This window comes from Pseudomonas sp. 8 R 14 (assembly GCF_900005955.1).
Lineage (GTDB): Bacteria > Pseudomonadota > Gammaproteobacteria > Pseudomonadales > Pseudomonadaceae > Aquipseudomonas > Aquipseudomonas marginalis.
In genome coordinates this window covers 292,165-316,649 of sequence record NZ_CVTH01000077.1, presented here as the reverse complement: position 1 = coordinate 316,649, position 24,485 = coordinate 292,165, and the positions used below count along the sequence as shown (strand labels likewise).

The 24,485-nt window shown below is 57.1% G+C and carries 24 protein-coding genes; 18 read left to right on the top strand and 6 right to left on the bottom strand.

All coding sequences use genetic code 11. From position 1 onward, the window contains the following. Positions 1–2 precede the first annotated feature (2 nt). From recF to dnaA, 3 genes are read right to left on the bottom strand one after another with little or no spacing between them, the layout of a single operon-like run. Positions 3–1,106, bottom strand: coding sequence for a DNA replication/repair protein RecF (gene recF, locus BFQ01_RS21570; protein WP_027608164.1), 1,104 nt, complete (start codon positions 1,104–1,106; stop codon positions 3–5). Between the two features lie 20 nt (positions 1,107–1,126). Further along, complete coding sequence (gene dnaN / locus BFQ01_RS21565) at positions 1,127–2,230, bottom strand: DNA polymerase III subunit beta (protein WP_065926810.1); 1,104 nt, start codon at positions 2,228–2,230, stop codon at positions 1,127–1,129. A gap of 38 nt (positions 2,231–2,268) precedes the next feature. Beyond that, positions 2,269–3,789, bottom strand: a complete 1,521-nt coding sequence (gene dnaA / locus BFQ01_RS21560) for a chromosomal replication initiator protein DnaA (protein ID WP_065926809.1) — start codon at positions 3,787–3,789, stop codon at positions 2,269–2,271. A 585-nt stretch (positions 3,790–4,374) separates the two neighbouring features. Here dnaA and rpmH point away from each other — a divergent pair. The 5 genes from rpmH to mnmE all read left to right on the top strand — a co-directional run bounded on the left by rpmH (position 4,375) and on the right by mnmE (position 8,324). Continuing rightward, a complete protein-coding gene (gene rpmH / locus BFQ01_RS31820; RefSeq protein WP_003213577.1) occupies positions 4,375–4,509 on the top strand; it encodes a 50S ribosomal protein L34 in 135 nt (44 codons plus the stop codon). A 16-nt stretch (positions 4,510–4,525) separates the two neighbouring features. After that, a complete protein-coding gene (gene rnpA, locus BFQ01_RS31815) occupies positions 4,526–4,930 on the top strand; it encodes a ribonuclease P protein component (protein WP_053128141.1) in 405 nt (134 codons plus the stop codon). Then, positions 4,923–5,168 carry a membrane protein insertion efficiency factor YidD gene (yidD, locus tag BFQ01_RS31810; protein WP_010207715.1) on the top strand — a complete coding sequence of 82 codons (246 nt, stop codon included), beginning with the start codon at positions 4,923–4,925 and terminating at the stop codon, positions 5,166–5,168. The genes rnpA and yidD overlap by 8 nt, the downstream gene beginning before the upstream one ends. Positions 5,169–5,170: 2 nt before the next feature. Beyond that, positions 5,171–6,874, top strand: a complete 1,704-nt coding sequence (gene yidC / locus BFQ01_RS21550) for a membrane protein insertase YidC (RefSeq protein ID WP_065926808.1) — start codon at positions 5,171–5,173, stop codon at positions 6,872–6,874. A 79-nt stretch (positions 6,875–6,953) separates the two neighbouring features. Beyond that, positions 6,954–8,324, top strand: coding sequence for a tRNA uridine-5-carboxymethylaminomethyl(34) synthesis GTPase MnmE (gene mnmE, locus BFQ01_RS21545; protein WP_065926807.1), 1,371 nt, complete (start codon positions 6,954–6,956; stop codon positions 8,322–8,324). A gap of 60 nt (positions 8,325–8,384) precedes the next feature. Here mnmE and BFQ01_RS21540 read toward each other — a convergent pair whose 3' ends face one another. The 3 genes from BFQ01_RS21540 to BFQ01_RS21530 all read right to left on the bottom strand — a co-directional run bounded on the left by BFQ01_RS21540 (position 8,385) and on the right by BFQ01_RS21530 (position 12,366). Then, a complete protein-coding gene (locus BFQ01_RS21540; RefSeq protein ID WP_065926806.1) occupies positions 8,385–10,823 on the bottom strand; it encodes a TonB-dependent siderophore receptor in 2,439 nt (812 codons plus the stop codon). A 92-nt stretch (positions 10,824–10,915) separates the two neighbouring features. After that, positions 10,916–11,860: a FecR domain-containing protein gene (locus tag BFQ01_RS21535; RefSeq protein WP_065926805.1), complete on the bottom strand. Its 945-nt coding sequence runs from the start codon at positions 11,858–11,860 to the stop codon at positions 10,916–10,918. After that, on the bottom strand, positions 11,860–12,366 hold the full coding sequence (locus BFQ01_RS21530; RefSeq protein WP_065926804.1) for a sigma-70 family RNA polymerase sigma factor: 507 nt from the start codon (positions 12,364–12,366) through the stop codon (positions 11,860–11,862). Before BFQ01_RS21530 ends, BFQ01_RS21535 begins: the two co-directional genes overlap by 1 nt. A gap of 564 nt (positions 12,367–12,930) precedes the next feature. On the opposite strand from BFQ01_RS21530, the gene mnmG reads away from it, so the two are divergent. The 13 genes from mnmG to BFQ01_RS21465 all read left to right on the top strand — a co-directional run bounded on the left by mnmG (position 12,931) and on the right by BFQ01_RS21465 (position 24,412). After that, a complete protein-coding gene (gene mnmG / locus BFQ01_RS21525) occupies positions 12,931–14,823 on the top strand; it encodes a tRNA uridine-5-carboxymethylaminomethyl(34) synthesis enzyme MnmG (RefSeq protein WP_027608172.1) in 1,893 nt (630 codons plus the stop codon). Then, positions 14,820–15,464, top strand: a complete 645-nt coding sequence (rsmG, locus tag BFQ01_RS21520; RefSeq protein ID WP_065926803.1) for a 16S rRNA (guanine(527)-N(7))-methyltransferase RsmG — start codon at positions 14,820–14,822, stop codon at positions 15,462–15,464. Before mnmG ends, rsmG begins: the two co-directional genes overlap by 4 nt. Before the next feature lie 18 nt (positions 15,465–15,482). Beyond that, on the top strand, positions 15,483–16,280 hold the full coding sequence (locus BFQ01_RS21515) for a ParA family protein (RefSeq protein WP_016978715.1): 798 nt from the start codon (positions 15,483–15,485) through the stop codon (positions 16,278–16,280). Positions 16,281–16,289: 9 nt separating this feature from the next. Next, positions 16,290–17,162 (top strand): ParB/RepB/Spo0J family partition protein, encoded by an 873-nt coding sequence (locus BFQ01_RS21510; RefSeq protein ID WP_027608174.1) that lies wholly within the window; start codon positions 16,290–16,292, stop codon positions 17,160–17,162. 148 nt (positions 17,163–17,310) lie between these two features. Continuing rightward, positions 17,311–17,718, top strand: a complete 408-nt coding sequence (locus BFQ01_RS21505) for a F0F1 ATP synthase subunit I (RefSeq protein WP_010565865.1) — start codon at positions 17,311–17,313, stop codon at positions 17,716–17,718. Positions 17,719–17,734: 16 nt separating this feature from the next. After that, complete coding sequence (gene atpB, locus BFQ01_RS21500; RefSeq protein WP_017736231.1) at positions 17,735–18,604, top strand: F0F1 ATP synthase subunit A; 870 nt, start codon at positions 17,735–17,737, stop codon at positions 18,602–18,604. Between the two features lie 133 nt (positions 18,605–18,737). Then, entirely contained in the window at positions 18,738–18,995 is a 258-nt protein-coding gene (gene atpE / locus BFQ01_RS31805; protein WP_002555987.1) for a F0F1 ATP synthase subunit C, read from the top strand. 55 nt (positions 18,996–19,050) lie between these two features. Continuing rightward, positions 19,051–19,521, top strand: coding sequence for a F0F1 ATP synthase subunit B (locus tag BFQ01_RS21490; RefSeq protein ID WP_008439543.1), 471 nt, complete (start codon positions 19,051–19,053; stop codon positions 19,519–19,521). Between the two features lie 12 nt (positions 19,522–19,533). Continuing rightward, positions 19,534–20,070 (top strand): F0F1 ATP synthase subunit delta, encoded by a 537-nt coding sequence (locus BFQ01_RS21485; protein WP_065926802.1) that lies wholly within the window; start codon positions 19,534–19,536, stop codon positions 20,068–20,070. A gap of 21 nt (positions 20,071–20,091) precedes the next feature. Beyond that, entirely contained in the window at positions 20,092–21,636 is a 1,545-nt protein-coding gene (atpA, locus tag BFQ01_RS21480) for a F0F1 ATP synthase subunit alpha (protein WP_003177064.1), read from the top strand. A 50-nt stretch (positions 21,637–21,686) separates the two neighbouring features. Further along, positions 21,687–22,547, top strand: a complete 861-nt coding sequence (gene atpG / locus BFQ01_RS21475; RefSeq protein ID WP_003195829.1) for a F0F1 ATP synthase subunit gamma — start codon at positions 21,687–21,689, stop codon at positions 22,545–22,547. A 27-nt stretch (positions 22,548–22,574) separates the two neighbouring features. Continuing rightward, a complete protein-coding gene (atpD, locus tag BFQ01_RS21470; protein ID WP_003177062.1) occupies positions 22,575–23,951 on the top strand; it encodes a F0F1 ATP synthase subunit beta in 1,377 nt (458 codons plus the stop codon). Between the two features lie 44 nt (positions 23,952–23,995). Next, complete coding sequence (locus BFQ01_RS21465) at positions 23,996–24,412, top strand: F0F1 ATP synthase subunit epsilon (protein WP_003177061.1); 417 nt, start codon at positions 23,996–23,998, stop codon at positions 24,410–24,412. Positions 24,413–24,485 lie beyond the last annotated feature (73 nt).

Sequence of the window (24,485 nt, the reverse complement as noted above, 5' to 3'; positions counted from 1 at the left end):
CTTCACTCCCGATGGTCGTGGGTCTGGGTGATACGGCCTTGTTCCACGTGGAACAAAGCGACTGGCGTTTCCGTCTGCCAGCCTTCCCTCAATAATTCGTGGTCTACACAGGTGATAAACACCTGGCAGCGTAAGTCTTCCAACAAGCGGCATAACGCACGGCGGTGTTGCTCGTCGAGTTCAGACGGCAAGTCATCCACCAGATAAATACACTGACCACGTCGGGCTTGGCTAACCAGATGCCCCTGGGCGATCCGCAGTGCACACACCACCAACTTCTGCTGGCCGCGGGACAAGATATCCGCAGCATTATGTGCGCCTAATCTAAGACGCAAATCTGCCCGTTGGGGTCCGGCCTGGGTATGGCCAATTTGCTGATCCCGCTGCAGGGACGTCGCGAGCACTGCACTCAGCTCACGGTCTTTGTCCCAGCCACGGTAGTAACTCAGCGTCAGCCCCTCGAGATCCAACAACTCACTCAAGGTCTGCTCAAAGACTGGTTTCAAGGCTTTGATATAGGCGCGGCGGTATTCATCTATTTCATCGCTGGCCAGGCACAATTCCCGGTCCCAGGCCGCTTGCGAAGCGGCGTCAAGTGTACCATGCCGCAGCCATGAGTTCCGCTGCCGCAGGGCCTTCTGCAGGCGCTGCCAAGTGGCCATGAATCGCGGTTCCACGTGGAACACTCCCCAGTCGAGAAACTGCCTGCGGATCTTTGGCGCGCCTTCCAACAAGCGGAAGCTGTCAGGATTGATCAGCTGCAACGGCAGGATCTCTGCCAGTTGCGCAGCACTGCGAGCGTTTTGCCCGTCGATGCGAATCTGGAACTCACCGCCGCGATCACGAGAAATCCCCAGGCTGCTGTGCCCACCTTCTGCCAGTTCGACTTGGCCAAATACCGTGCAGGCCAGTTGTTCGTACTGAATCACCGGCAACAAGCGGGCACTGCGAAAGGAACGGGCAAGCCCTAGCAAGTGGATGGCTTCCAGCACGCTGGTTTTGCCACTGCCGTTGGCGCCGTGGAGGATATTGATGCGGGGGGAGGGGGAGAAGGTCACCGGGTGCAAATTGCGCACCGCGGTGACCGAGACGCGACTAAGGGACATCTAGCTTCTGCTGGGCATGATTACAGGCGCATCGGCATAACGACGTAAGCCGAGTCGTCATTATCGGATTCCTGCACCAGGGCGCTGCTGTTGGAGTCGGACAGGATGAGGCGAACCTGTTCGGTGGTCATCACACCCAGCACGTCCAGCAAGTAGCTCACGTTGAAGCCGATTTCCAAAGTGCCGCCGTTGTAATCGACGCCCACTTCCTCTTCCGCTTCTTCCTGCTCCGGGTTATTGGCCTGGATTTTCAACTGACCGTTGGCCAGTTGCAGACGAATGCCCCGGTACTTCTCGTTGGACAGGATCGCAGTACGGCTGAACGCTTCACGCAGGGCCTGGCGATCACCGATCACCAGCTTGTCGCCGCCTTTAGGCAGAACGCGCTCGTAATCCGGGAACTTGCCGTCGACCAGCTTGGAGGTGAAGGTGAACTCGCCGGTGGTCGCGCGGATATGGTGTTGACCCAGCACGATGCTGACATTGCCATCCGGCTCGGTGAGCAGGCGCGCCAGTTCGAGAATACCCTTACGCGGCACGATCACCTGGTGACGGTCAGGTTGACCGATATCGGCGCGCATCGAGCACATCGCCAGACGGTGACCGTCAGTGGCCACGGCGCGAATGATGCCTTCCGACACCTCCAGCAGCATGCCGTTGAGGTAGTAACGTACGTCCTGCTGGGCCATGGCGAAGCTGGTGCGCTCAATCAGACGGCGCAGTTTGCTTTGCTCCAGGCTGCAGGTCAGTGAGCCTGGGCCTTCTTCCACAGTCGGGAAATCATTGGCCGGCAAAGTAGACAGCGTGAAACGACTGCGACCCGCCTTGACCACCAACTTCTGCTCATCAACCTTGATGTCGATCAGCGCGTCGTTCGGCAGGCTTTTGCAGATGTCCATCAGCTTGCGCGCGGGTACTGTAATCTCGCCAGGTTCAGCGGGTTCTTCCAGTTGCACGCGACCGACCAGCTCGACTTCCAGGTCGGTACCGGTCAGGGACAATTGCTGGCCTTCGACCACCAGCAATACGTTGGAGAGCACCGGCAAGGTCTGTCGGCGCTCGACGACGCCTGCGACCAGTTGCAGGGGTTTCAACAGGGCTTCGCGTTGAATGGTGAAATGCATGGTCTAGTCCCTTGCCTTAATAAGCTGCGCTGGTGTCATCAAGTAGTCAGTGTACGCAGCAGGTTCTTGTAGTCCTCGCGAATATCCGCGTCGGATTCCTTAAGTTCGTTGATCTTGCGGCACGCGTGCAAGACCGTGGTGTGGTCGCGGCCGCCAAACACGTCTCCGATTTCCGGCAGGCTATGGTTGGTCAACTCCTTGGAGAGTGCCATGGCCACCTGACGAGGACGAGCCACCGAGCGCGAACGGCGCTTGGACAGCAAGTCGGAAATCTTGATCTTGTAGTACTCGGCCACCGTGCGCTGGATGTTATCCACACTCACCAGTTTGTCCTGCAATGCCAGCAAGTCTTTCAGGGATTCGCGAATCAGCTCGATGGTGATGTCCCGGCCCATGAAGTGAGAGTGCGCGATGACACGCTTGAGCGCACCTTCCAGCTCACGCACGTTGGAACGGATGCGTTGGGCGATGAAAAACGCGGCGTCGTGGGGCAGATCGACTTTCGCCTGATCGGCCTTTTTCATCAGGATCGCTACGCGGGTTTCCAGCTCCGGCGGCTCTACCGCAACGGTAAGGCCCCAACCAAAGCGCGACTTCAAGCGTTCTTCCAGGCCTTCGATTTCCTTCGGGTAACGGTCACTGGTCAGGATGACCTGTTGGCCGCCTTCGAGCAGGGCGTTGAAGGTGTGGAAAAACTCTTCCTGGGAACGCTCCTTGCGCGCGAAGAATTGAATGTCATCGATCAGCAATGCATCAACGGAGCGGTAGAACCGCTTGAACTCGTTGATCGCATTGAGCTGCAGGGCCTTGACCATATCTGCCACGAAACGCTCCGAGTGCAGGTACACAACCTTGGCATTCGGGTTCTTCTTTAATAGGTGGTTACCCACAGCGTGCATCAAGTGGGTCTTACCCAAGCCAACGCCGCCATAAAGGAAGAGCGGGTTGTAACCATGCTTGGGGTTATCGGCGACCTGCCAGGCGGCCGCGCGGGCCAGCTGGTTGGATTTACCTTCGACGAAGTTCTCAAAGGTGAACGTGCGGTTCAGGTAGCTGGTGTGCTTGAGCGCACCTTCGACCTGCACCGTGCGCTGCTCGGCGCGGACCGGAGCCTGCTGGGAACTGGCACCCGCCATCGGATCGAAGCTGTCGCGGGACGGCTCTTCATTGATAGGCGCGTTGTTCTGCGACGAGGATTTCGAAGGCGTCTGGGCAACCGGCGCTGGCGAGTTATTAACAGGCGCCACAGGGGCTTGAGCCTGCGAGGCACTGGCTGCGAGCGGAGCATTCGGTGCAGCACGAGGTGCCGAGCTGCGTTTGCTGCCTATTAATAAGGAGAGCACGGGCGCAAGGCCATTGCCGTGTTCATCGAGCAATTCGAGAACGCGGCTCAGGTACTTCTCGTTGACCCAGTCGAGAACAAAACGATTGGGCGCATAGATACGCAACTCGTCGCCTTCGGCTTCGACCTGTAGCGGGCGGATCCAGGTGTTGAATTGCTGGGCAGGCAGCTCATCGCGCAAAAGCTCCACGCACTGCTGCCAAAGTTCCACTGACACGGATATCCCCTAAGTTGAAAGCCGGTGAGGCAAAAACAGCCGCCATTGTAGCGGCCAGCAGCCCACTTATCCACATGTAGGTTGCTCACAGGCCAGCCAAAATCAATGCCTTAACTGCAAAAAATGCGACAGATGGTCTGTGCATAAGCTCTGTGGATAAGCGGGCCTAAGCTCGTTGTACAAGTGGGGTCGAAAGTCTGTGGGTAACTGACCTGTGGATAACATGCCATTCCACACACAGCTTATCCGACAGCGCAGCACAGGCAGAGCACCGCTTCTCCCCCATGTTGTCATTCTCTGTACAGCACGTGGAATATGGCCTTAAGGCAGTTATCCACAGAGGATGGCCTGCCTAGCTTTTATAAGCTTTACAGAAAAGCTTTAAATAACTTCCTTCTTTATTTTTATATCTATGGCATTGCTCATGGAAGCAGAACGGAAAGAAAAGGTCTGGAGGCCCGTAAAGATCTAATTGAAGGAAAAGCTGGTTGGAAATTGACCTAGAGGCTTGCTTTCTCTAGAATCGCCGGTCTCTTAAAACGGGGGCCATTCCGGCCCGTTGTGGACGAACCAGGTAACAACGCCATGAAACGTACTTTCCAACCAAGCACCATCAAACGCGCCCGTACCCACGGCTTCCGTGCTCGCATGGCTACCAAGAACGGCCGTGCTGTCCTGTCGCGTCGCCGCGCCAAAGGTCGTGCGCGTCTGGCAGTTTGATAATCCGGTACTGGTGGTGAGTCAGGACTTCAGTCGGGAAAAGCGTCTGCTAACTCCCCGGCACTTCAAGGCAGTCTTTGACTCCCCCACCGGCAAGGTTCCGGGGAAAAATCTCCTGCTCCTTGCGCGTAACAACGATCTTGATCACCCCCGTCTCGGGTTGGTGATCGGCAAGAAGAGCGTAAAGCTCTCCGTTGAGCGCAATCGCCTCAAGCGTCTGATGCGCGAATCGTTTCGCCTCCACCAGGACACTCTGGTTGGGTGGGATATTGTTATCGTCGCGCGCAAAGGCTTGGGGGATGTAGAAAACCCCGAATTGATTCAGCATTTCGGCAAGCTCTGGAAACGTCTGGCGCGTACCAACAAACCAGCACCAGCAGTCAGCACCGAAACTGTAGGGGTAGACAGCACCGATGCGTAAACTGGCACTCGTTCCGATCCAGTTTTATCGCTATGCCATTAGTCCTCTGATGGCCAGCCACTGTCGTTTCTACCCCAGTTGTTCCTGCTACGCGTTAGAGGCCATAGAAAATCATGGTCTTCTGCGCGGTGGCTGGCTGACCTTTCGTCGTTTAGGTCGCTGTCATCCGTGGAATCCCGGTGGTTATGACCCGGTTCCACCTATCCCTACCTCCCGTTCTTCTTCGATGGCCGAGTAATCATGGATATTAAACGCACGATCCTGATCGTCGCCCTGGCAATCGTGTCCTACGTCATGGTCCTTAAGTGGAACCAGGACTATGGCCAGGCTGCCCTGCCGACTCAGAATGTTGCTGCCAATGCTGTTCCAGCGGGGCTTCCCGATACAGTAAGTGGCACCAATACTGCCGCCAGTGATGACATTCCACGGGCAGCGGGCGAAACAAAAGCACCTGCCGAAGTTGCAGTTGCCGCAAGCACCGACCTCATCCAGATCAAGACGGATGTGTTGGACCTGGCTATCGACCCGCAAGGTGGCGATGTTGCCAAGCTGACACTTCCGCTGTATCCGCGTCGTCAGGATCACCCGGAAATCCCATTCCAGTTGTTCGATAACGGTGGCGAACGTGTTTACCAGGCACAAAGTGGCCTGATCGGTACCAACGGCCCTGATGCGAGTGCAACCGGTCGTCCGATTTTCTCTGCGGAGAAGAAGAGCTATCAACTGGCAGATGGCCAAGACCAACTGGTCGTGGACTTGAAGTTCAGCAAGGACGGCGTCAACTACATCAAGCGCTTCACACTCAAGCGCGGCCTGTACGACATCGTTGTCACCTATTTGATCGACAACCAGAGCGCCCAGCCTTGGACCGGCGCAATGTTTGCGCAGCTCAAGCGTGACGCCAGTTCCGATCCATCGTCCAGCACTGCGACGGGTACCGCGACTTACCTGGGCGCTGCCCTGTGGACAAGTTCGGAGCCGTACAAAAAAGTATCCATGAAAGACATGGATAAAGTGGCCGAAGACAAAACCAAGGCGCCGATCACCTATAACGTGAACGGTGGCTGGGTAGCCTGGCTGCAACACTACTTTGTGACCGCGTGGATTCCTCAGCCCGGCCAGAACAATGCAGTACTGGCGCGCAAGGACAGCAAAGGCAACTACATCATCGGCTACACCGGCCCGGCGTTGACCGTGGCTCCAGGTGCCAAGGCTGAAACCAGCGCTACCCTGTACGCCGGCCCGAAAAGCCAGGCGGTGCTGAAAGAGTTGTCCCCAGGTCTGGAACTGACTGTGGACTACGGCATCCTGTGGTTCATTGCCCAGCCGATCTTCTGGCTGCTGCAACATATCCACAGCATCGTCGGTAACTGGGGCTGGTCGATCATCTTCCTGACCATGCTGATCAAGGGGATCTTCTTCCCACTGTCGGCCGCCAGCTACAAGTCGATGGCGCGTATGCGTGCCGTGGCGCCTAAACTGGCCGCGCTGAAAGAACAACATGGCGATGACCGGCAGAAAATGTCGCAGGCCATGATGGAGCTGTACAAGAAAGAGAAGATCAACCCGCTGGGTGGATGCTTGCCGATTCTGGTACAGATGCCGGTATTCCTGTCGCTGTACTGGGTACTCCTGGAAAGCGTGGAAATGCGCCAGGCACCGTTCATGCTGTGGATAACTGACCTGTCGATCAAAGACCCGTTCTTTATCCTGCCGATCATCATGGGCGCGACCATGTTTATCCAGCAGCGCCTGAACCCGACGCCGCCGGATCCGATGCAGGCCAAGGTGATGAAAATGATGCCAATCATCTTCACCTTCTTCTTCCTATGGTTCCCGGCTGGCCTGGTTCTGTACTGGGTGGTCAACAACGTGTTGTCGATCTCTCAACAGTGGTACATCACACGTAAAATCGAAGCGGCTACCAAAAAAGCCGAGGCGTAATTTACTCTGTGGATAACCACTCAAGACGCCCCCTAGTGGGGCGTTTTGCTTTCCGTCACTTTTATTCTGGAACCTGCTGATGAGCGCTCCTCGTGAAACCATCGCTGCTGTCGCTACCGCTCAGGGTCGCGGCGGTGTCGGTATCGTTCGTATTTCCGGACCGCTCGCCGGGATTGCCGCGAAGGCCATCAGCGGGCGTGAGTTGAAGCCGCGCTATGCCCATTACGGCCCCTTCCTCGGCTCTGGTGAGGAAGTATTGGACGAAGGCCTGGCCCTGTATTTCCCGGGACCCAACTCTTTCACGGGTGAAGACGTACTGGAATTGCAGGGGCACGGCGGCCCGATCGTTCTGGATATGTTGCTGCAACGCTGCCTGCAGTTGGGTTGCCGCCTGGCTCGCCCGGGTGAGTTCAGTGAGCGGGCATTCCTCAACGACAAGCTCGACCTGGCACAGGCCGAGGCGATTGCCGATTTGATCGAGGCCAGTTCTGCGCAAGCTGCACGCAATGCGCTGCGCTCTCTGCAGGGCGCTTTTTCCCTGCGTGTGCATAACTTGACCGAACAGTTGATCAGCCTGCGCATCTACGTCGAGGCGGCGATTGATTTTCCTGAAGAGGAAATCGACTTCCTTGCCGATGGCCATGTATTGGCGATGCTGGATAAGGTCCGTGATGAGTTATCCACAGTCCTGCGGGAAGCCGGGCAAGGCGCGTTGCTGCGAGACGGGATGACCGTCGTGATCGCTGGGCGTCCCAATGCCGGCAAATCCAGCCTGCTCAATGCGCTGGCGGGGCGTGAAGCAGCCATTGTCACCGAGATCGCCGGCACCACCCGGGATATCCTGCGCGAACATATCCACATCGATGGCATGCCGTTGCACGTCGTCGACACCGCCGGTTTACGCGATACCGATGACCAGGTTGAAAAGATCGGCGTGGAACGCGCGCTCAAAGCCATCGGCGAAGCGGACCGGGTACTGCTGGTGGTGGACGCCACCGCGCCGGAGGCTGTGGATCCTTTTGCATTGTGGCCGGAATTCCTCGAGCAACGGCCGGACCCGGCCAAAGTCACCTTGATTCGTAACAAAGCCGACCTGACGGGTGAAGCCGTTGCGATGGAAACCAGCGCTGATGGCCACGTCACTATCAGCCTGAGCGCCAAGTCTGCGGGGGAGGGCCTGGAATTGCTGCGTGAGCATCTCAAGGCTTGCATGGGTTACGAGCAGACGTCGGAAAGCAGCTTCAGTGCGCGCCGCAGGCACCTGGAGGCGCTGCGCCATGCAAGCGCGGCATTGGAGCACGGCCGGGCGCAGTTGACCTTGGCGGGGGCGGGGGAGCTGCTGGCTGAGGATCTTCGCCAGGCGCAGCAGCTGTTGGGAGAAATCACCGGCGCATTCAGCTCCGATGATTTGTTGGGACGGATCTTCTCCAGCTTCTGTATCGGCAAGTAGCAGCAGGCTTGCCAGCGATAGCGGCCTGAAGAGCATTTTGATTCTTCAGGCCATCATCCATCACCAGTTGTACGAAACAGTCCCAAGCAGTGTACGACTGTCACCCCAGTAGCAGCGGCCCGCGTCGTTGCAGCCAGAAACATACTCCTTGTCGAACAGGTTCTTGGCGTTCACGTCCACTGACCAGTGCTTGTCGATCTGATAGCCGACGGCTGCGTCCACCAGAGTGACGCTCCCAGCATCCAGCTTTCCGTACAGGCTTGGCTGGGTGTAAGAAAACGTACTGTCGAAATAGCGCACACCGCCGCCCAGGGACAAGCCCTTGAGTTGGCCATCGAGGAAGCGGTACTTGCCCCACACCGAGGCCTGGTTGCGCGGAACCCCCGTCATCTGATGCCCCTCGACCAGCGAGGTAGCCGAGTCCTTGGTAATACGAGCGTCAGTGTAGGTGTAGGCTGCGGTCACATTCAGGTTGGGCGTGATGTTGCTGTTCACCTCGACCTCGGCCCCTTTGGCCCGGCTTTCGCCCACCTGGCGGTAGCTGTTGGTGGTGGCGTCGAGGTAGGTGTCATCTTCCTTGCGCAAGTCATACACCGACAGGGTCATCGCTGTATCCCAGCCGACCGGTTCGTACTTCACACCCACTTCGTACTGACTGCTGGTGATCGGCTTCAACGGTGAACCGGCGTTGGAGATCTGCTGTACAGGCACAAATGCGGTGGAGTAGCTGACGTACGGCGTCAGGCCGTTGTCGAACTGGTACATCACCCCGCCCTGGTAGGTAAACTTGCGGTCTTCGGAGCCGGTATTGCTGGCCTTGTTGACCTTGTCGCGGAAATCACTGTCGACCCAGTCCTGGCGGCCACCCAGCAGGAACAACCAGTGGTCATACTTGCTCTGGATTTGTGCATAAACACCCTTCATCTGCTGCTCGAGCAAGGTGTTTTGCACAGCCACCGGGGTAAGCGGCTCACGCAGGTACACGGGGTTATACACATTGATGGTGCCGGCGAAGCCTGCGTCCCAATCCTGGTTGAACGAGGTGCGGTCATAACTGGCGCCGAACAGCACCGTATTTTCCAGGTCCCCGACCTGGAATTTGCCTTCCAACTGGTTATCCAGGGAGTAGACCATCGATTTGTTGTAGCGGTCGTAGGCCGTCATGTTCAGTTGGGTGCCGAAACCGCCATTGTTCAATGTGCCCGGCCAGGTTTCATGACGGTTGATGCGCGATTGCATGTACCGCGAGTTCTGGCGGAACTGCCACTCATCATTGAAGCTGTGGCTGAATTCGTAGCCGCTGCTCCAGGCTTCACGTTCGAACGTATTCCAGTCCGGGTCGCCGAGCATGGTGTGCTTGGACAGCTTTCCGTTCGGATTTGTAAGCAAGGTCCCCGCGGCGGGTAGGCCGAGTTCGAGATTGGTGTGGTCCTTTTGGTAATTGGCCAACAGAGTGAGCGTGTTGAAGTCGTCGAAATTCAGGGTCAATGAAGGCGCGATGTACAGGCGATCATCAGGAACATGGTCAGTCTGCGTATCAGACTTGCGGCCGAGCATCACCACCCGGCCAAGGATATTGCCGCTATCGTTGAGTGGACCAGAGATATCCACACCCAACTGACGCCGATTATTCGAGCCATAACCGAGCTGCACTTCACCCTGCGGCGTGGCAGTCGGATGTTTGCTCACCAGGTTCACTAAGCCGCCAGGCGCGTTTTCACCGTATAGCAGGGAAGAGGGCCCACGGAAGATTTCGACCCGCTCCAGGCCATAAGGCTCACTGGTGGTGTCGTACCGATTGCCTTGTACGCGCAGGCCATCTCGCAGCAGGCCGTAGCCGTAATCCGTGGCATTGAAACCGCGGATGAAGAACAAGTCACCCGCGAGACCGTCGCCAGCAGCAAAGGGTGGCGCGAAGATACCTGGCACGTAGCCCAATACTTCAGTCAGGGTCTGCGACTTCTGGTCCTTGATGCGCTGGCCGGTGACGACCGATACCGAACGCGGTGTTTCCGACAGAGGTGTGCTGGTCTTGGTACCGATACGGCTGTTTTGCGCTTTGTAGCCCACATCCCCGGCAATCTCCTGAGTGAACCCAGCCTGTTGATAAGTGCTGACCGTGGTGGGCGCGAGCGTGAGTTGCCCTGTAGGAATGGCCTGCAGGACATAGCTGCCAGGCGCCTGGACTACCGCTTGTAACCCCGAGTTCTGCAGCAACAATGCAAAGCCTTGCTCAACCGAATAGTCACCTTCCAGCCCGGTTGTATTCAAGCGCGCGGTTTGCTGGGGCGAGAAAGACAGAATCACATTCGCCCTGGCGGCAAATTGGCTCAAGGCATTGTCCAGGGGACCGGCCGCAATGACGTAATGCTGCACCGCGCTGGCGGCCATGGCGTCACTGGATAGCAAAACACCGGCTGTGGCTGCCGTGCCGAGCAGTAGGCTGCACGTCATACCGTGGTAGGAAAGTCGCTGGCGGAGCTTGGTGCGAAGGCGCATAGGTGGGTAAGCCCTGAAGGTGGCGTCGTTATTACCTTTAGGGCCGTGCCAGGTAAAAAAAAGATAACCCCTTGTGAGGATATTTTTTGCGATCAGGCGATTCGCTCCACCGAAACCCAATAGCGAGTGAAGTATTTCACCTGAATGGGCAAGGTTGCCTGCAGATTCGCCAGTACCGCATCGGTGGAATCCAGGCGGAAAGTCCCGGAAACACGTAGGCGTGCACAAGCCAAGTCGCATTTCAGGACACCGGCACGGTAGCGGGAAAGGTCTTCGATCACATCCCCGAGGCGAGCATCCAATACGATCAGCTGCCCATCGACCCAGGCTGCCTGGGATCCGCTATACGTGTGGTCAAGCCCTATGTTTTGACGATCAAAGTCAGCGCTTTCACCGGCACCGAGCAGTCGAGCATGGTTGGGCCGGTCACCAGGGGACACACTCACGCGATCCTTCAGAACACCGACACGCGTGGAATCTGGCAGCTGGCGCACTGTAAACCGAGTACCCCGTGCCTGGACTCGGCCTTGGCGGGTTTCGACATAAAAGGGCGTGTGCCCGCCCAACTTGCCGGTGTGGATAAGTACTTCACCTTCACGCAGCCGGATCAAACGTTGGCGCCCGTCGAATATCACGTCAATAGCGGTGCTGGTATTCAGATCAATCCGCGTGCCGTCAGCCAATGCGATACGCCGGCGTTCACCCACAGACGTCCGGTAGTCGGCCCATACATTGCCCAGGGAGGTGTGTTGCTGGACATTCCAGCCCAGGCACCCGGTACCGCCCATTACCAGCATCCACTTCAATACCTGACGACGTTGTTGCGTGGCCGACAATGCCCGGCGGGTGAAATCCTGGGGCAGGGCGCCGAGACTGCGCTGCAATTGCTCCATCTGGTTCCACGCCGCCTGATGGGACGGATCGCCGCTGAGCCATTGTTGCCAGGCAAGGCGTTCAGCAGCCGTAGGCGTTTGGGATTGAAACTGTACATACCAGTGAGCAGCGGCCTCGAAGGTCTTGCGATCGGGGGCGGCCATTACAGGCTGGCCATGATCAGCGAGCATTCAGTCAATGCACGGATCATGTGCTTCTTCACCGTGGTCAGCGACACCTGCAGTTCATCGGCGATCTGTTGATAAGTCAGCCCCTCGATCTGCGACAACAGGAAGATCCGTCGCGCTCGCTCACCGAGTCCGGACAGGGCTTTATCCACAGCCACCAGCGTCTCGATGATGATGGCTTTGTCTTCTTCATTGATGGCCGTGGCTTCAGGCCGTTCGGCCAAGGTTTGCTTGTAGGCCTGTTCGATGGCATGCCGGCGATAACGGTCAATCACCAGGCCCCTGGCGATGGTCGCCAGGTAGTCACGCGGTTCAACGATCTGCGCCGCATGCCGCCCACCCAGAATGCGCACGAACGTATCGTGCGCCACATCGGCTGCATCGCAGGCGTTATGCAACTTACCTTTGAGCCACCCGTGCAACCAGGAGTGGTGCTGCTCGTAGATGTTCTGAACCGCAGCCGTGTGTGAAGAAGGGGACATAGGGCATGACAAGCTAAGTTAATGATAATCGCTATTATTAACTGCCTGGCTGTTTTCTCACAATAGATCTCTTTTTGACGTGCTCACCCCCGAATAGAAAGATTCGGTTGGCTTCGTCGTGGGCGAAATTCACACGATTGCACGGATTTCTGTGGATTAAGCCCTGTGAATAACCGCCCGTGTGCCCAGTTGATAACAGGGCTCGAAACCTGAGTAAAAACCCATCTGTGGATAACCACCTGTTTAATCCACAGGCTTAAGGCACTTATCCAAGGGCCTCATTGGCACATGACCACAGACTTTTGAATCGCTGTACACATTGTAAATAAAGGCCTGTAGAGATCTATCCACAGAAACGGTGCCCAGTAGAAATAAACATAAAAACAAAGATTTAATAAATTTCTCTCTTTTAATTTCTATTGTCTGTGATTCATCCACAGCTGGTTAAATTTTGTGCAAAGGGTTCTTTAGGAAGGGCGAAGTCCCTATACTTGCCGCCAAAGCTCCAAAACCCTTTCAACAAACAATTCCTGATTACCTACATAAGCAGGCACGAGGTGCGTGGTGGATTTCCCTTCCCGTTTTGAAGTGATCGTCATCGGCGGCGGTCATGCCGGTACCGAGGCAGCACTGGCGTCAGCACGCATGGGCGTAAAAACCCTGTTGCTGACGCATAACGTGGAAACCCTCGGCGCCATGAGTTGCAACCCCGCCATTGGTGGGATCGGCAAAAGCCACCTGGTCAAGGAAATCGACGCCCTTGGTGGCGTGATGGCCGAGGCTACCGACAAGGGTGGTATTCAATTTCGCGTGCTCAACAGCCGCAAAGGCCCGGCCGTGCGTGCCACTCGGGCCCAGGCAGACCGCATCCTGTACAAAGCCGCGGTCCGCGAAACCCTGGAAAACCAGCCCAACTTGTGGATATTTCAACAAGCCGCCGATGACTTGATCGTCGAACAGGACGTGGTTCGCGGTGTTGTCACCCAAATGGGCCTGCGTTTCTTCGCAGAATCCGTGGTGTTGACCACCGGTACGTTCCTCGGCGGACTTATCCACATCGGCATGCAGAACTATTCGGGTGGCCGCGCCGGTGATCCGCCGTCGATTGCCCTGGCAAAACGCCTGCGCGAATTGCCGCTGCGCGTGGGTCGCCTGAAAACCGGGACCCCACCGCGTATCGACGGGCGTTCCGTGGATTTCTCGGTGATGACTGAACAAGCTGGCGATACACCGATTCCGGTAATGTCGTTCATGGGTTCCAAGGAGCAACACCCCAAACAGGTGAGCTGCTGGATTACCCATACCAATGCGCGCACTCACGAAATCATTGCCGCGAACCTCGACCGTTCGCCGATGTACTCCGGGGTGATCGAAGGTATTGGCCCACGTTACTGCCCGTCGATCGAAGACAAGATCCACCGCTTTGCCGACAAGGAAAGCCATCAGGTGTTCATCGAGCCCGAAGGCCTGACTACCCATGAGCTGTACCCGAACGGGATTTCCACTTCCCTGCCGTTCGATGTGCAAATCCAGATCGTGCAATCGATTCGCGGCATGGAAAACGCACACATCGTGCGTCCGGGCTACGCCATCGAATACGACTACTTCGACCCGCGTGATTTGAAGTACAGCCTGGAAACCAAGGTTATCGGCGGTCTGTTCTTCGCTGGGCAAATCAACGGCACCACCGGCTACGAAGAAGCCGGCGCCCAGGGTTTGCTGGCCGGGACCAACGCCGCATTGCGTGCACAAGGCAAAGACAGCTGGTGCCCGCGTCGCGATGAAGCGTATATCGGCGTGTTGGTCGACGACCTGATTACCCTGGGAACCCAGGAACCGTATCGGATGTTCACTTCCCGAGCGGAATACCGCCTGATCCTGCGGGAAGACAACGCCGACCTGCGCTTGACCGAAAAAGGCCGTGAACTGGGGCTGGTCGACGATGCGCGCTGGGCGGCCTTCTGCAAAAAACGCGAAAGCATCGAGCTTGAAGAGCAGCGCCTGAAAAGTACCTGGGTTCGCCCCGGGACCGAGCAGGGCGACGCGATTGCGGAAAAATTCGGCACGCCGCTGACTCATGAATACAACCTGCTGAACCTGCTGTCCCGTCCGGAAATCGACTACGCCGGTCTGGTCGAAGTGACCGGCGGCGGCGCCGATGATCCACAGGTTGCCGAGCAGGTCGAAATCAAGACCAAGTACGCCGGTTACATTGACCGCCAGCAGGACGAGATCGCTCGTCTGCGCGCCAGTGAAGACACCAGGCTGCCTGTGGATATCGACTACACCGGTATTTCCGGATTGTCGAAAGAAATCCAAAGCAAGCTGGGGATAACTCGCCCCGAGACCCTCGGCCAGGCTTCACGTATCCCGGGCGTCACCCCTGCAGCTATTTCGCTGTTGATGATTCATTTGAAAAAACGCGGCGCGGGCCGTCAGTTGGAGCAAAGCGCTTGAGTTCGTTGGTCACCTCGCAACACGCCGAAGAGTTATCCACAGGTGCGCGCCAATTGGGCGTGGACTTGACCGAGGCCCAGCACGATTTGCTGCTGGGTTACCTGGCCCTGTTGATCAAATGGAACAAGGCTTACAACCTGACGGCTGTGCGTGATCCCGACGAAATGGTTTCCCGTCACTTGCTCGACAGTCTGAGCGTGATGCCGTTTATCGAAAACGGTCGTTGGCTCGATGTCGGCAGTGGTGGCGGTATGCCTGGCATCCCACTGGCTATCCTGTTTCCTGAATCGCAAGTGACCTGCCTGGACAGCAACGGCAAGAAAACCCGCTTCCTGACCCAGGTCAAGCTCGAACTCAAGCTGGATAACCTGCAAGTTATCCACAGTCGCGTCGAAGCCTTCACGCCTGAACTGCCGTTCAACGGAATTGTTTCCCGGGCGTTCAGCAGCATGGAGAACTTCAGCAACTGGACCCGTCACCTGGGCGACCGCGACACCCGCTGGCTGGCAATGAAGGGCGTCCATCCAAGCGATGAGCTGTTAGCATTGCCGGCAGACTTCCACCTCGATAGCGAACATGCCTTGGCCGTACCCGGTTGCCAAGGCCAACGCCATCTGCTGATACTGCGCCGCACGGCATGATTGGGAACACAAGCAAGAATGGCTAAGGTATTCGCGATAGCGAACCAGAAAGGTGGCGTGGGCAAAACCACCACCTGCATCAACCTCGCAGCATCCCTGGTCGCCACCAAGCGCCGGGTGCTGTTGATCGATCTCGATCCACAGGGCAACGCCACCATGGGTAGCGGTGTGGATAAACACGGCTTGGAAAACTCGGTCTACGACTTGCTGATTGGCGAGTGCGACCTGGCCCAGGCCATGCACTACTCCGAGCATGGCGGTTATCAACTGCTGCCGGCCAACCGCGATTTGACTGCGGCGGAAGTGGTGCTGCTGGAAATGCAGATGAAGGAAAGCCGTCTGCGCAGCGCGTTGGCACCGATCCGCGAGAATTACGACTACATTTTGATCGACTGCCCACCGTCGCTGTCGATGCTCACGCTTAACGCATTGGTGGCTGCCGATGGGGTGATTATCCCCATGCAGTGCGAGTACTACGCGCTGGAAGGGTTGAGCGACCTTGTGGATAACATCAAGCGTATCGCCGAGCTGCTCAACCCGAACCTGCAGATCGAAGGCCTGCTGCGGACCATGTTCGATCCGCGCCTGAGCCTGATGAACGATGTGTCGGCGCAGCTCAAGGAACACTTTGGCGACCAGCTGTACGACACCGTGATTCCACGCAACATCCGCCTGGCCGAAGCGCCAAGCTATGGCATGCCCGCGCTGGCGTACGACAAATCATCCCGTGGTGCCATTGCCTACCTGGCATTGGCCGGCGAGATGGTTCGTCGTCAACGCCGCAACTCACGCACCGCTGCAGCCCAGCCAACTTAAGGAATCCCCATGGCCGTCAAGAAACGAGGTCTCGGACGTGGACTGGATGCACTGCTGAGTGGTCCGACCGTCACATCGCTTGAAGAACAAGCGGTGCAGGCTGACGAACGCGAGCTGCAGCACCTGCCCCTGGACCTGATCCAGCGCGGCAAATACCAGCCACGCCGGGACATGGACCCCCAGGCGCTGGAGGAACTGGCCAATTCGATCAAGGCCCAGGGCGTGATGCAGCCGATTGTGGTGCGCCCGATCGGCGGCGGCCGCTTTGAAATCATTGCCGGTGAACGCCGCTGGCGCGCCAGCCAGCAGGCAGGCAAGGACACCATCCCGGCGATGGTGCGCGATGTAACGGATGAAACCGCCATTGCCATGGCGTTGATCGAGAATATCCAGCGTGAAGACCTCAATCCGATCGAGGAAGCGATCGCCTTGCAGCGTTTGCAGCAGGAATTCCAGCTGACCCAGCAACAGGTCGCCGAGGCCGTGGGTAAATCCCGTGTCACCGTGTCCAACTTGCTGCGCCTGATCGCGCTGCCGGAAGTCATCAAGACCATGTTGTCCCATGGCGACCTCGAGATGGGCCACGCCCGTGCTTTGCTCGGTTTGCCGGAAAATCAACAGGTTGAAGGGGCGCGACACGTTGTCGCACGAGGGCTCACCGTTCGTCAGACCGAGGCCCTGGTTCGCCAGTGGCTCAGCGGCAAACCTGCACCGGTCGAAACGGCCAAACCTGATCCGGATATCGCGCGTCTCGAGCAGCGCCTGGCCGAGCGCCTGGGCTCTGCGGTACAAATTCGCCACGGCAAGAAAGGCAAAGGGCAATTGGTCATCGGATATAACTCCCTTGATGAGCTTCAGGGCGTCCTTGCCCACATCCGCTGAAACATTTGCTTATGTAGCGCGTGATCGGAAATCACTACCCGGCAGTTGAATAGGGGCAGAACCGCCCCTATACTCTGCGCGCATTTTGTCGGCACAAATTATGCCAAGTTATTGATTTCCGGCAGCCGACTATTGAGGAGCAAGAGTGATGGAAACCCGCACGCCAAACACGTTGCCCTTCCATCGCTTGGCTGTTTTTCCGGTTTTATTGGCTCAATTTGTCATCTTGCTGATCGCCGCATTGGCGCTTTGGTACTGGCATGGAGTCGTAGCCGGATATTCAGGACTTTGCGGAGGCCTGATAGCCTTGCTGCCCAATATGTATTTTGCTCACAGGGCCTTTCGGTTTTCCGGCGCCCGAGCAGCCCAGGCTATCGTCCGGTCTTTTTATGCCGGCGAGGCGGGGAAACTGATTTTGACGGCAGTGCTGTTTGCACTGACCTTTGCAGGTGTGAAGCCATTGGCGCCGCTGGCTGTATTCGGCGTCTTCGTGTTGACCCAACTGGTCAGCTGGTTCGCTCCCCTGCTGATGAAAACAAGACTTTCGAAACCTTAGGGCGTTTGAGGCAACCATGGCAGAAACAACCGCTTCGGGCTATATCCAGCACCACTTGCAGAACCTGACCTTCGGTCAGCTTCCCAACGGCGGCTGGGGCTTTGCCCACTCCGCAGCAGAAGCCAAAGAAATGGGCTTCTGGGCTTTCCACCTGGATACTCTGGGCTGGTCGGTCGCTTTGGGTCTGATCTTCGTCCTGATTTTCCGCATGGCGGCAAAGAAGGCGACTTCCGGTCAGCCAGGTGCTTTGCAGAACTTCGTTGAAGTACTGGTCGAATTCGTCGATGGCAGCGTGAAAGACAGCTTCCATGGCCGTAGCCCGGTGATTGCACCGTTGGCACTGACCATCTTCGTCTGGGTGTTCCTGATGAACGCCGTCGACCTGATCCCGGTTGACTGGATCCCTCAGTTGGCCATGGCGATTTCCGGCGACCCGCACATTCCATTCCGTGCCGTATCGACCACTGACCCGAACGCTACCCTGGGCATGGCCCTGTCGGTATTTGCGTTGATCATTTTCTACAGCATCAAGATCAAGGGCATCGGCGGCTTCATCGGCGAACTGACCCTGCACCCGTTCGGCAGCAAGAACATCTTCGTTCAAGCCCTGCTGATCCCGGTGAACTTCCTGCTGGAATTCGTCACCCTGATCGCCAAGCCGATCTCCCTGGCCCTGCGACTGTTCGGCAACATGTATGCCGGCGAGCTGGTGTTCATTCTGATCGCTGTGATGTTCGGCAGCGGCCTGCTCTGGCTTAGCGGCCTGGGCATTGTTCTGCAGTGGGCGTGGGCTGTGTTCCACATCCTGATCATCACCCTGCAGGCCTTCATCTTCATGATGCTGACCATCGTCTACCTGTCGATGGCGCACGAAGAGAACCATTAAGGCCAGTCTCGACTAGTCTGATGTCCTTCCCGGTGAAACGGGAAGGTGGCCCACCAGGGCTATGAAACGATTTGTTTTACCGCTTTAAAATCTAAAAAACCTAAACCATACGACGTAAAAGTCGGGAGGAAAGATGGAAACTGTAGTTGGTCTAACCGCTATCGCTGTTGCACTGTTGATCGGCCTGGGCGCCCTGGGTACTGCCATTGGTTTCGGCCTGCTGGGCGGCAAGTTCCTGGAAGGCGCAGCGCGTCAGCCAGAAATGGTTCCAATGCTGCAAGTTAAAATGTTCATCGTTGCCGGCCTGCTCGACGCCGTGACCATGATCGGCGTTGGTATCGCTCTGTTCTTCACCTTCGCGAACCCCTTCGTTGGTCAACTCGCCGGTTAATCACTCGTTTTTCGAGTGATTGGTGTGTTGTGCAACGAATGAGCGAGGTATTGGCGTGAACATTAATGCAACCATTATTGGTCAGTCCTTAGCGTTCTTGATTTTTGTCGTTTTCTGCATGAAGTTCGTATGGCCTCCGGTCATCGCGGCTTTGCACGAACGTCAAAAGAAGATCGCGGATGGACTGGACGCTGCCGCACGAGCAGCTCGCGACCTGGAGTTGGCCCAAGATAAAGCGGGTCAGCAACTGCGCGAAGCGAAAGCTCAAGCAGCCGAAATCATTGAGCAAGCCAAGAAACGCGGTAACCAGATTGTTGAAGAGGCTGTTGAAAAAGCCCGTATCGACGCTGACCGTGTGAAGGTTCAGGCTCAAGCCGAGATCGAGCAGGAACTGAACGGTGTCAAAGATGCGCTGCGTGCCCAACTGGGTGCTCTGGCCGTCGGCGGTGCTGAGAAGATCCTGGGTGCCACAATCGATCAAAACGCGCACGCGGAGCTGGTTAACAAACTGGCTGCTGAAATTTAAGCGAGGGCGATCATGGCAGAATTGACCACGTTGGCCCGACCTTACGCTAAGGCAGCCTTCGAGCACGCCCAGGCCCACCAGCAGCTGGCCTCTTGGTCAGCCATGCTCGGCCTGGCTGCAGCAGTGTCGCAAGACGGCACCATGCAGCGCGTGCTCAAGGCCCCGCGACTGACGAGCGCAGACAAGGCCGCCACTTTTATTGAAGTGTGCGGCGACAAGTTTGATGTGAAAGTGCAGAACTTCATCAATGTCATCGCCGAAAACGACCGTCTCCTGCTTTTGCCGGAGATTGCCGCTCTGTTCGACCTGTACAAGGCCGAGCAAGAGAAATCGATAGACGTTGAAGTGACCAGTGCTTTTGCATTGAACCAAGAACAGCAAGACAAACTCGCCAAGGTTCTCAGTGCACGACTCGACCGGGAAGTGCGCCTGCAAGTTGCGGAAGACCCATCCCTTATTGGGGGTGTTGTCATTCGCGCCGGCGACCTGGTTATCGATGGCTCGATTCGCGGCAAACTCGCGAATCTTGCCGAAGCATTGAAATCTTGAGTTTGAAGGGGCAGCAGAGCAATGCAGCAACTCAATCCTTCCGAAATAAGTGAAATTATCAAGGGCCGCATCGACAAGCTCGATGTGACCTCCCAAGCCCGTAACGAAGGCACTGTCGTCAGCGTATCTGACGGCATCGTGCGGATTCACGGTCTGGCCGACGTTATGTACGGCGAGATGATCGAGTTTCCGGGCGGCGTCTACGGTATGGCCCTCAACCTGGAGCAAGACTCCGTAGGTGCCGTTGTATTGGGCGCGTACACCAGTCTGGCTGAAGGCATGAGCGCCAAGTGCACTGGCCGCATCCTGGAGGTTCCGGTTGGTAAGGAATTGCTGGGTCGCGTAGTCGACGCACTGGGTAACCCTGTTGACGGTAAAGGTCCACTGGGCAACACCGAGACCGACGCGGTCGAGAAAGTTGCTCCAGGCGTGATCTGGCGTAAGTCGGTAGACCAGCCTGTACAGACTGGCTACAAGGCTGTCGATGCCATGATCCCAGTCGGCCGTGGCCAGCGTGAGCTGATCATCGGTGACCGTCAGATCGGTAAAACCGCTCTGGCGATCGACGCGATCATCAACCAGAAGAACAGCGGCATTTTCTGCGTCTACGTAGCGATCGGTCAGAAGCAATCGACCATCGCCAACGTCGTTCGCAAGCTGGAAGAAAACGGCGCCCTGGCCAACACGATCATCGTGGCTGCCAGTGCTTCGGAATCTCCTGCGCTGCAATTCCTGGCACCGTACTCCGGTTGCACCATGGGTGAATTCTTCCGCGACCGCGGTGAAGACGCGCTGATCGTTTATGACGATCTGTCCAAGCAAGCAGTGGCTTACCGCCAGATTTCCCTGCTGCTGCGTCGTCCACCAGGCCGTGAAGCCTACCCAGGCGACGTGTTCTATCTCCACTCCCGTCTGCTGGAGCGCGCATCCCGCGTTTCGGAAGAGTACGTAGAGAAGTTCACCAACGGCGCAGTGACCGGCAAAACCGGTTCCCTGACCGCACTGCCGATCATCGAAACCCAGGCTGGCGACGTTTCCGCGTTCGTTCCGACCAACGTGATTTCCATCACCGACGGTCAGATCTTCCTGGAATCGGCCATGTTCAACTCGGGCATCCGCCCTGCAGTGAACGCCGGTGTTTCGGTATCCCGTGTGGGTGGTGCCGCTCAGACCAAGATCATCAAGAAGCTCTCCGGTGGTATCCGTACCGCTCTGGCTCAGTACCGTGAACTGGCCGCATTCGCCCAGTTCGCTTCTGACCTGGACGAAGCGACCCGTAAGCAACTTGAGCATGGTCAGCGCGTTACCGAGCTGATGAAGCAGAAGCAATACGCCCCAATGTCGATCGCTGACATGGCGTTGTCGCTGTATGCCGCTGAGCGTGGGTTCCTGACCGACGTTGAAATCGCCAAGGTCGGCAGCTTTGAACAAGCGCTGATTGCTTACTTCAACCGCGATCACGCCGAATTGATGGCGAAGATCAACGTGAAGGGTGACTTCAATGACGATATCGACGCTGGCATGAAAGCCGGTATCGAGAAGTTCAAGGCCACCCAAACCTGGTAAGCCGCAGCGGGAGCCGCAAGGCTCCCGCTTGCTAACCTGATAGGTGTTACATGGCAGGCGCAAAAGAGATTCGCAGTAAGATTGCGAGCATCAAAAGCACGCAAAAAATTACCAGCGCCATGGAAAAAGTGGCGGTCAGCAAAATGCGCAAGGCACAAATGCGCATGGCTGCTAGCCGTCCTTATGCGGAGCGTATCCGCCAGGTAATTGGGCATCTGGCCAACGCCAACCCGGAATACCGCCACCCTTTCATGATCGAACGCGCCGTCAAGCGTGTGGGTTATGTGGTAGTGAGCAGTGACCGTGGTTTGTGCGGTGGTTTGAATACCAACCTGTTCAAGGCCCTGGTCAAGGACATGGCGGTAAACCGCGAAAACGGCGTCGAGATCGATCTGTGTGTTGTTGGTAGCAAGGGTGCGGCCTTTTTCCGCAACTTCGGCGGTAACGTCGTTGCAGCTATCAGCCACCTGGGTGAAGAGCCGTCGATCAATGATTTGATCGGCAGTGTGAAGGTGATGCTGGATGCGTACCTGGAAGGCCGGATTGACCGCCTCTCCGTGGTATCCAACAAGTTCATCAACACCATGACCCAGCAGCCAACCGTGGAGCAATTGATTCCACTGGTGGCGACTCCGGATCAGGAACTCAAGCACCACTGGGACTACCTCTACGAACCAGACGCCAAAGAGCTGCTTGACGGCTTGATGGTGCGCTACGTGGAGTCGCAGGTGTACCAGGCGGTGGTCGAGAACAACGCAGCTGAACAAGCGGCGCGGATGATCGCGATGAAAAACGCTACCGATAACGCCGGTGATCTGATCAGCGATTTGCAGCTGATCTACAACAAGGCGCGTCAGGCTGCGATCACCCAAGAGATCTCGGAAATCGTCGGCGGCGCTGCCGCGGTTTAACGGTTCAAATATTCAGAGGATCCAGCTATGAGTAGCGGACGTATCGTTCAAATCATCGGCGCCGTTATCGACGTGGAATTTCCACGCGACAGCGTACCGAGCATCTACAACGCGCTGAAAGTACAAGGCGCGGAAACTACTCTGGAAGTTCAGCAGCAGCTGGGCGACGGCGTAGTTCGTACCATTGCGATGGGTTCCACCGAAGGCTTGAAGCGCGGTCTGGACGTTATCGACTCCGGCGCTGCCATCTCCGTACCGGTCGGTAAAGCGACCCTGGGCCGGATCATGGACGTACTGGGCAACCCGATTGACGAAGCTGGCCCGATCGACACTGAAGAGCGCTGGGGCATTCACCGTCCAGCACCTTCGTTCGCGGAACAAGCTGGCGGCAACGACCTGCTGGAAACCGGCATCAAGGTTATCGACCTGGTTTGCCCGTTCGCCAAGGGCGGTAAAGTCGGTCTGTTCGGTGGTGCCGGTGTAGGCAAGACCGTAAACATGATGGAACTGATCCGTAACATCGCCATCGAGCACAGCGGTTATTCCGTGTTCGCCGGTGTGGGTGAGCGTACTCGTGAGGGTAACGACTTCTACCACGAGATGAAGGACTCCAACGTTCTGGACAAAGTGGCACTGGTCTACGGTCAGATGAACGAGCCGCCGGGAAACCGTCTGCGCGTGGCACTGACTGGCCTGACCATGGCCGAGAAGTTCCGTGACGAAGGTAACGACGTTCTGCTGTTCGTCGACAACATCTACCGTTACACCCTGGCCGGTACTGAAGTATCCGCACTGCTGGGCCGTATGCCTTCCGCAGTAGGTTACCAGCCGACCCTGGCTGAAGAGATGGGCGTTCTGCAGGAACGTATCACTTCGACCAAGGAAGGTTCGATCACTTCGATCCAAGCGGTATACGTACCTGCGGATGACTTGACCGACCCATCGCCTGCGACCACCTTCGCCCACTTGGACGCCACCGTCGTTCTGTCCCGTGACATCGCTTCCCTGGGTATCTACCCAGCGGTCGATCCACTCGACTCGACTTCGCGCCAGCTGGACCCGAACGTGATCGGCCAGGAGCACTACGACACCGCTCGCGGCGTTCAGTACGTGCTGCAGCGTTACAAAGAACTGAAGGACATCATTGCGATCCTGGGTATGGACGAGCTGTCGGAAGCCGACAAGCAGTTGGTAAACCGTGCTCGTAAGATCCAGCGCTTCTTGTCGCAGCCGTTCTTCGTGGCTGAAGTCTTCACCGGTGCTTCGGGTAAATACGTTTCCCTGAAAGACACCATTGCTGGCTTCAAAGGCATCCTCAACGGTGACTACGACCACCTGCCAGAACAAGCGTTCTACATGGTCGGCGGCATCGAAGAAGCGATCGAGAAAGCCAAGAAACTGTAATCCAGGCGCCCGGAAACGGGCGCTCATCAGGTTGAGGCAATCAGATGGCTATGACAGTCCATTGCGATATCGTCAGCGCGGAAGGGGAAATCTTCTCCGGTCTGGTAGAAATGGTGATTGCACACGGCGAACTCGGTGACCTGGGTATTGCCATGGGCCACGCGCCATTGATCACCAGCTTGAAGCCAGGTCCGATCACTCTGACCAAGCAAGGCGGGGAAAAGGAGGTGTTTTACATCTCCGGTGGTTTCCTTGAGGTTCAGCCGAACATGGTCAAGGTACTTGCCGACACCGTGCAACGTGCTGGCGACCTGGATGAAGCCTCCGCTCAGGAAGCCGTCAAGGCTGCCGAGAAGGCCCTGAACGAAAAGGGTGCGGACTTCGACTACAGTGCTGCTGCTGTACGTCTGGCCGAGGCTGCAGCTCAGCTGCGCACGCTCCAGCAGATCCGCAAGAAGTAAGCGGCGAAGCCGTGACGCTTATGCGCGATTGATTAAAAAGGGTAGCCTCGGCTACCCTTTTTCTTTTTTAGCA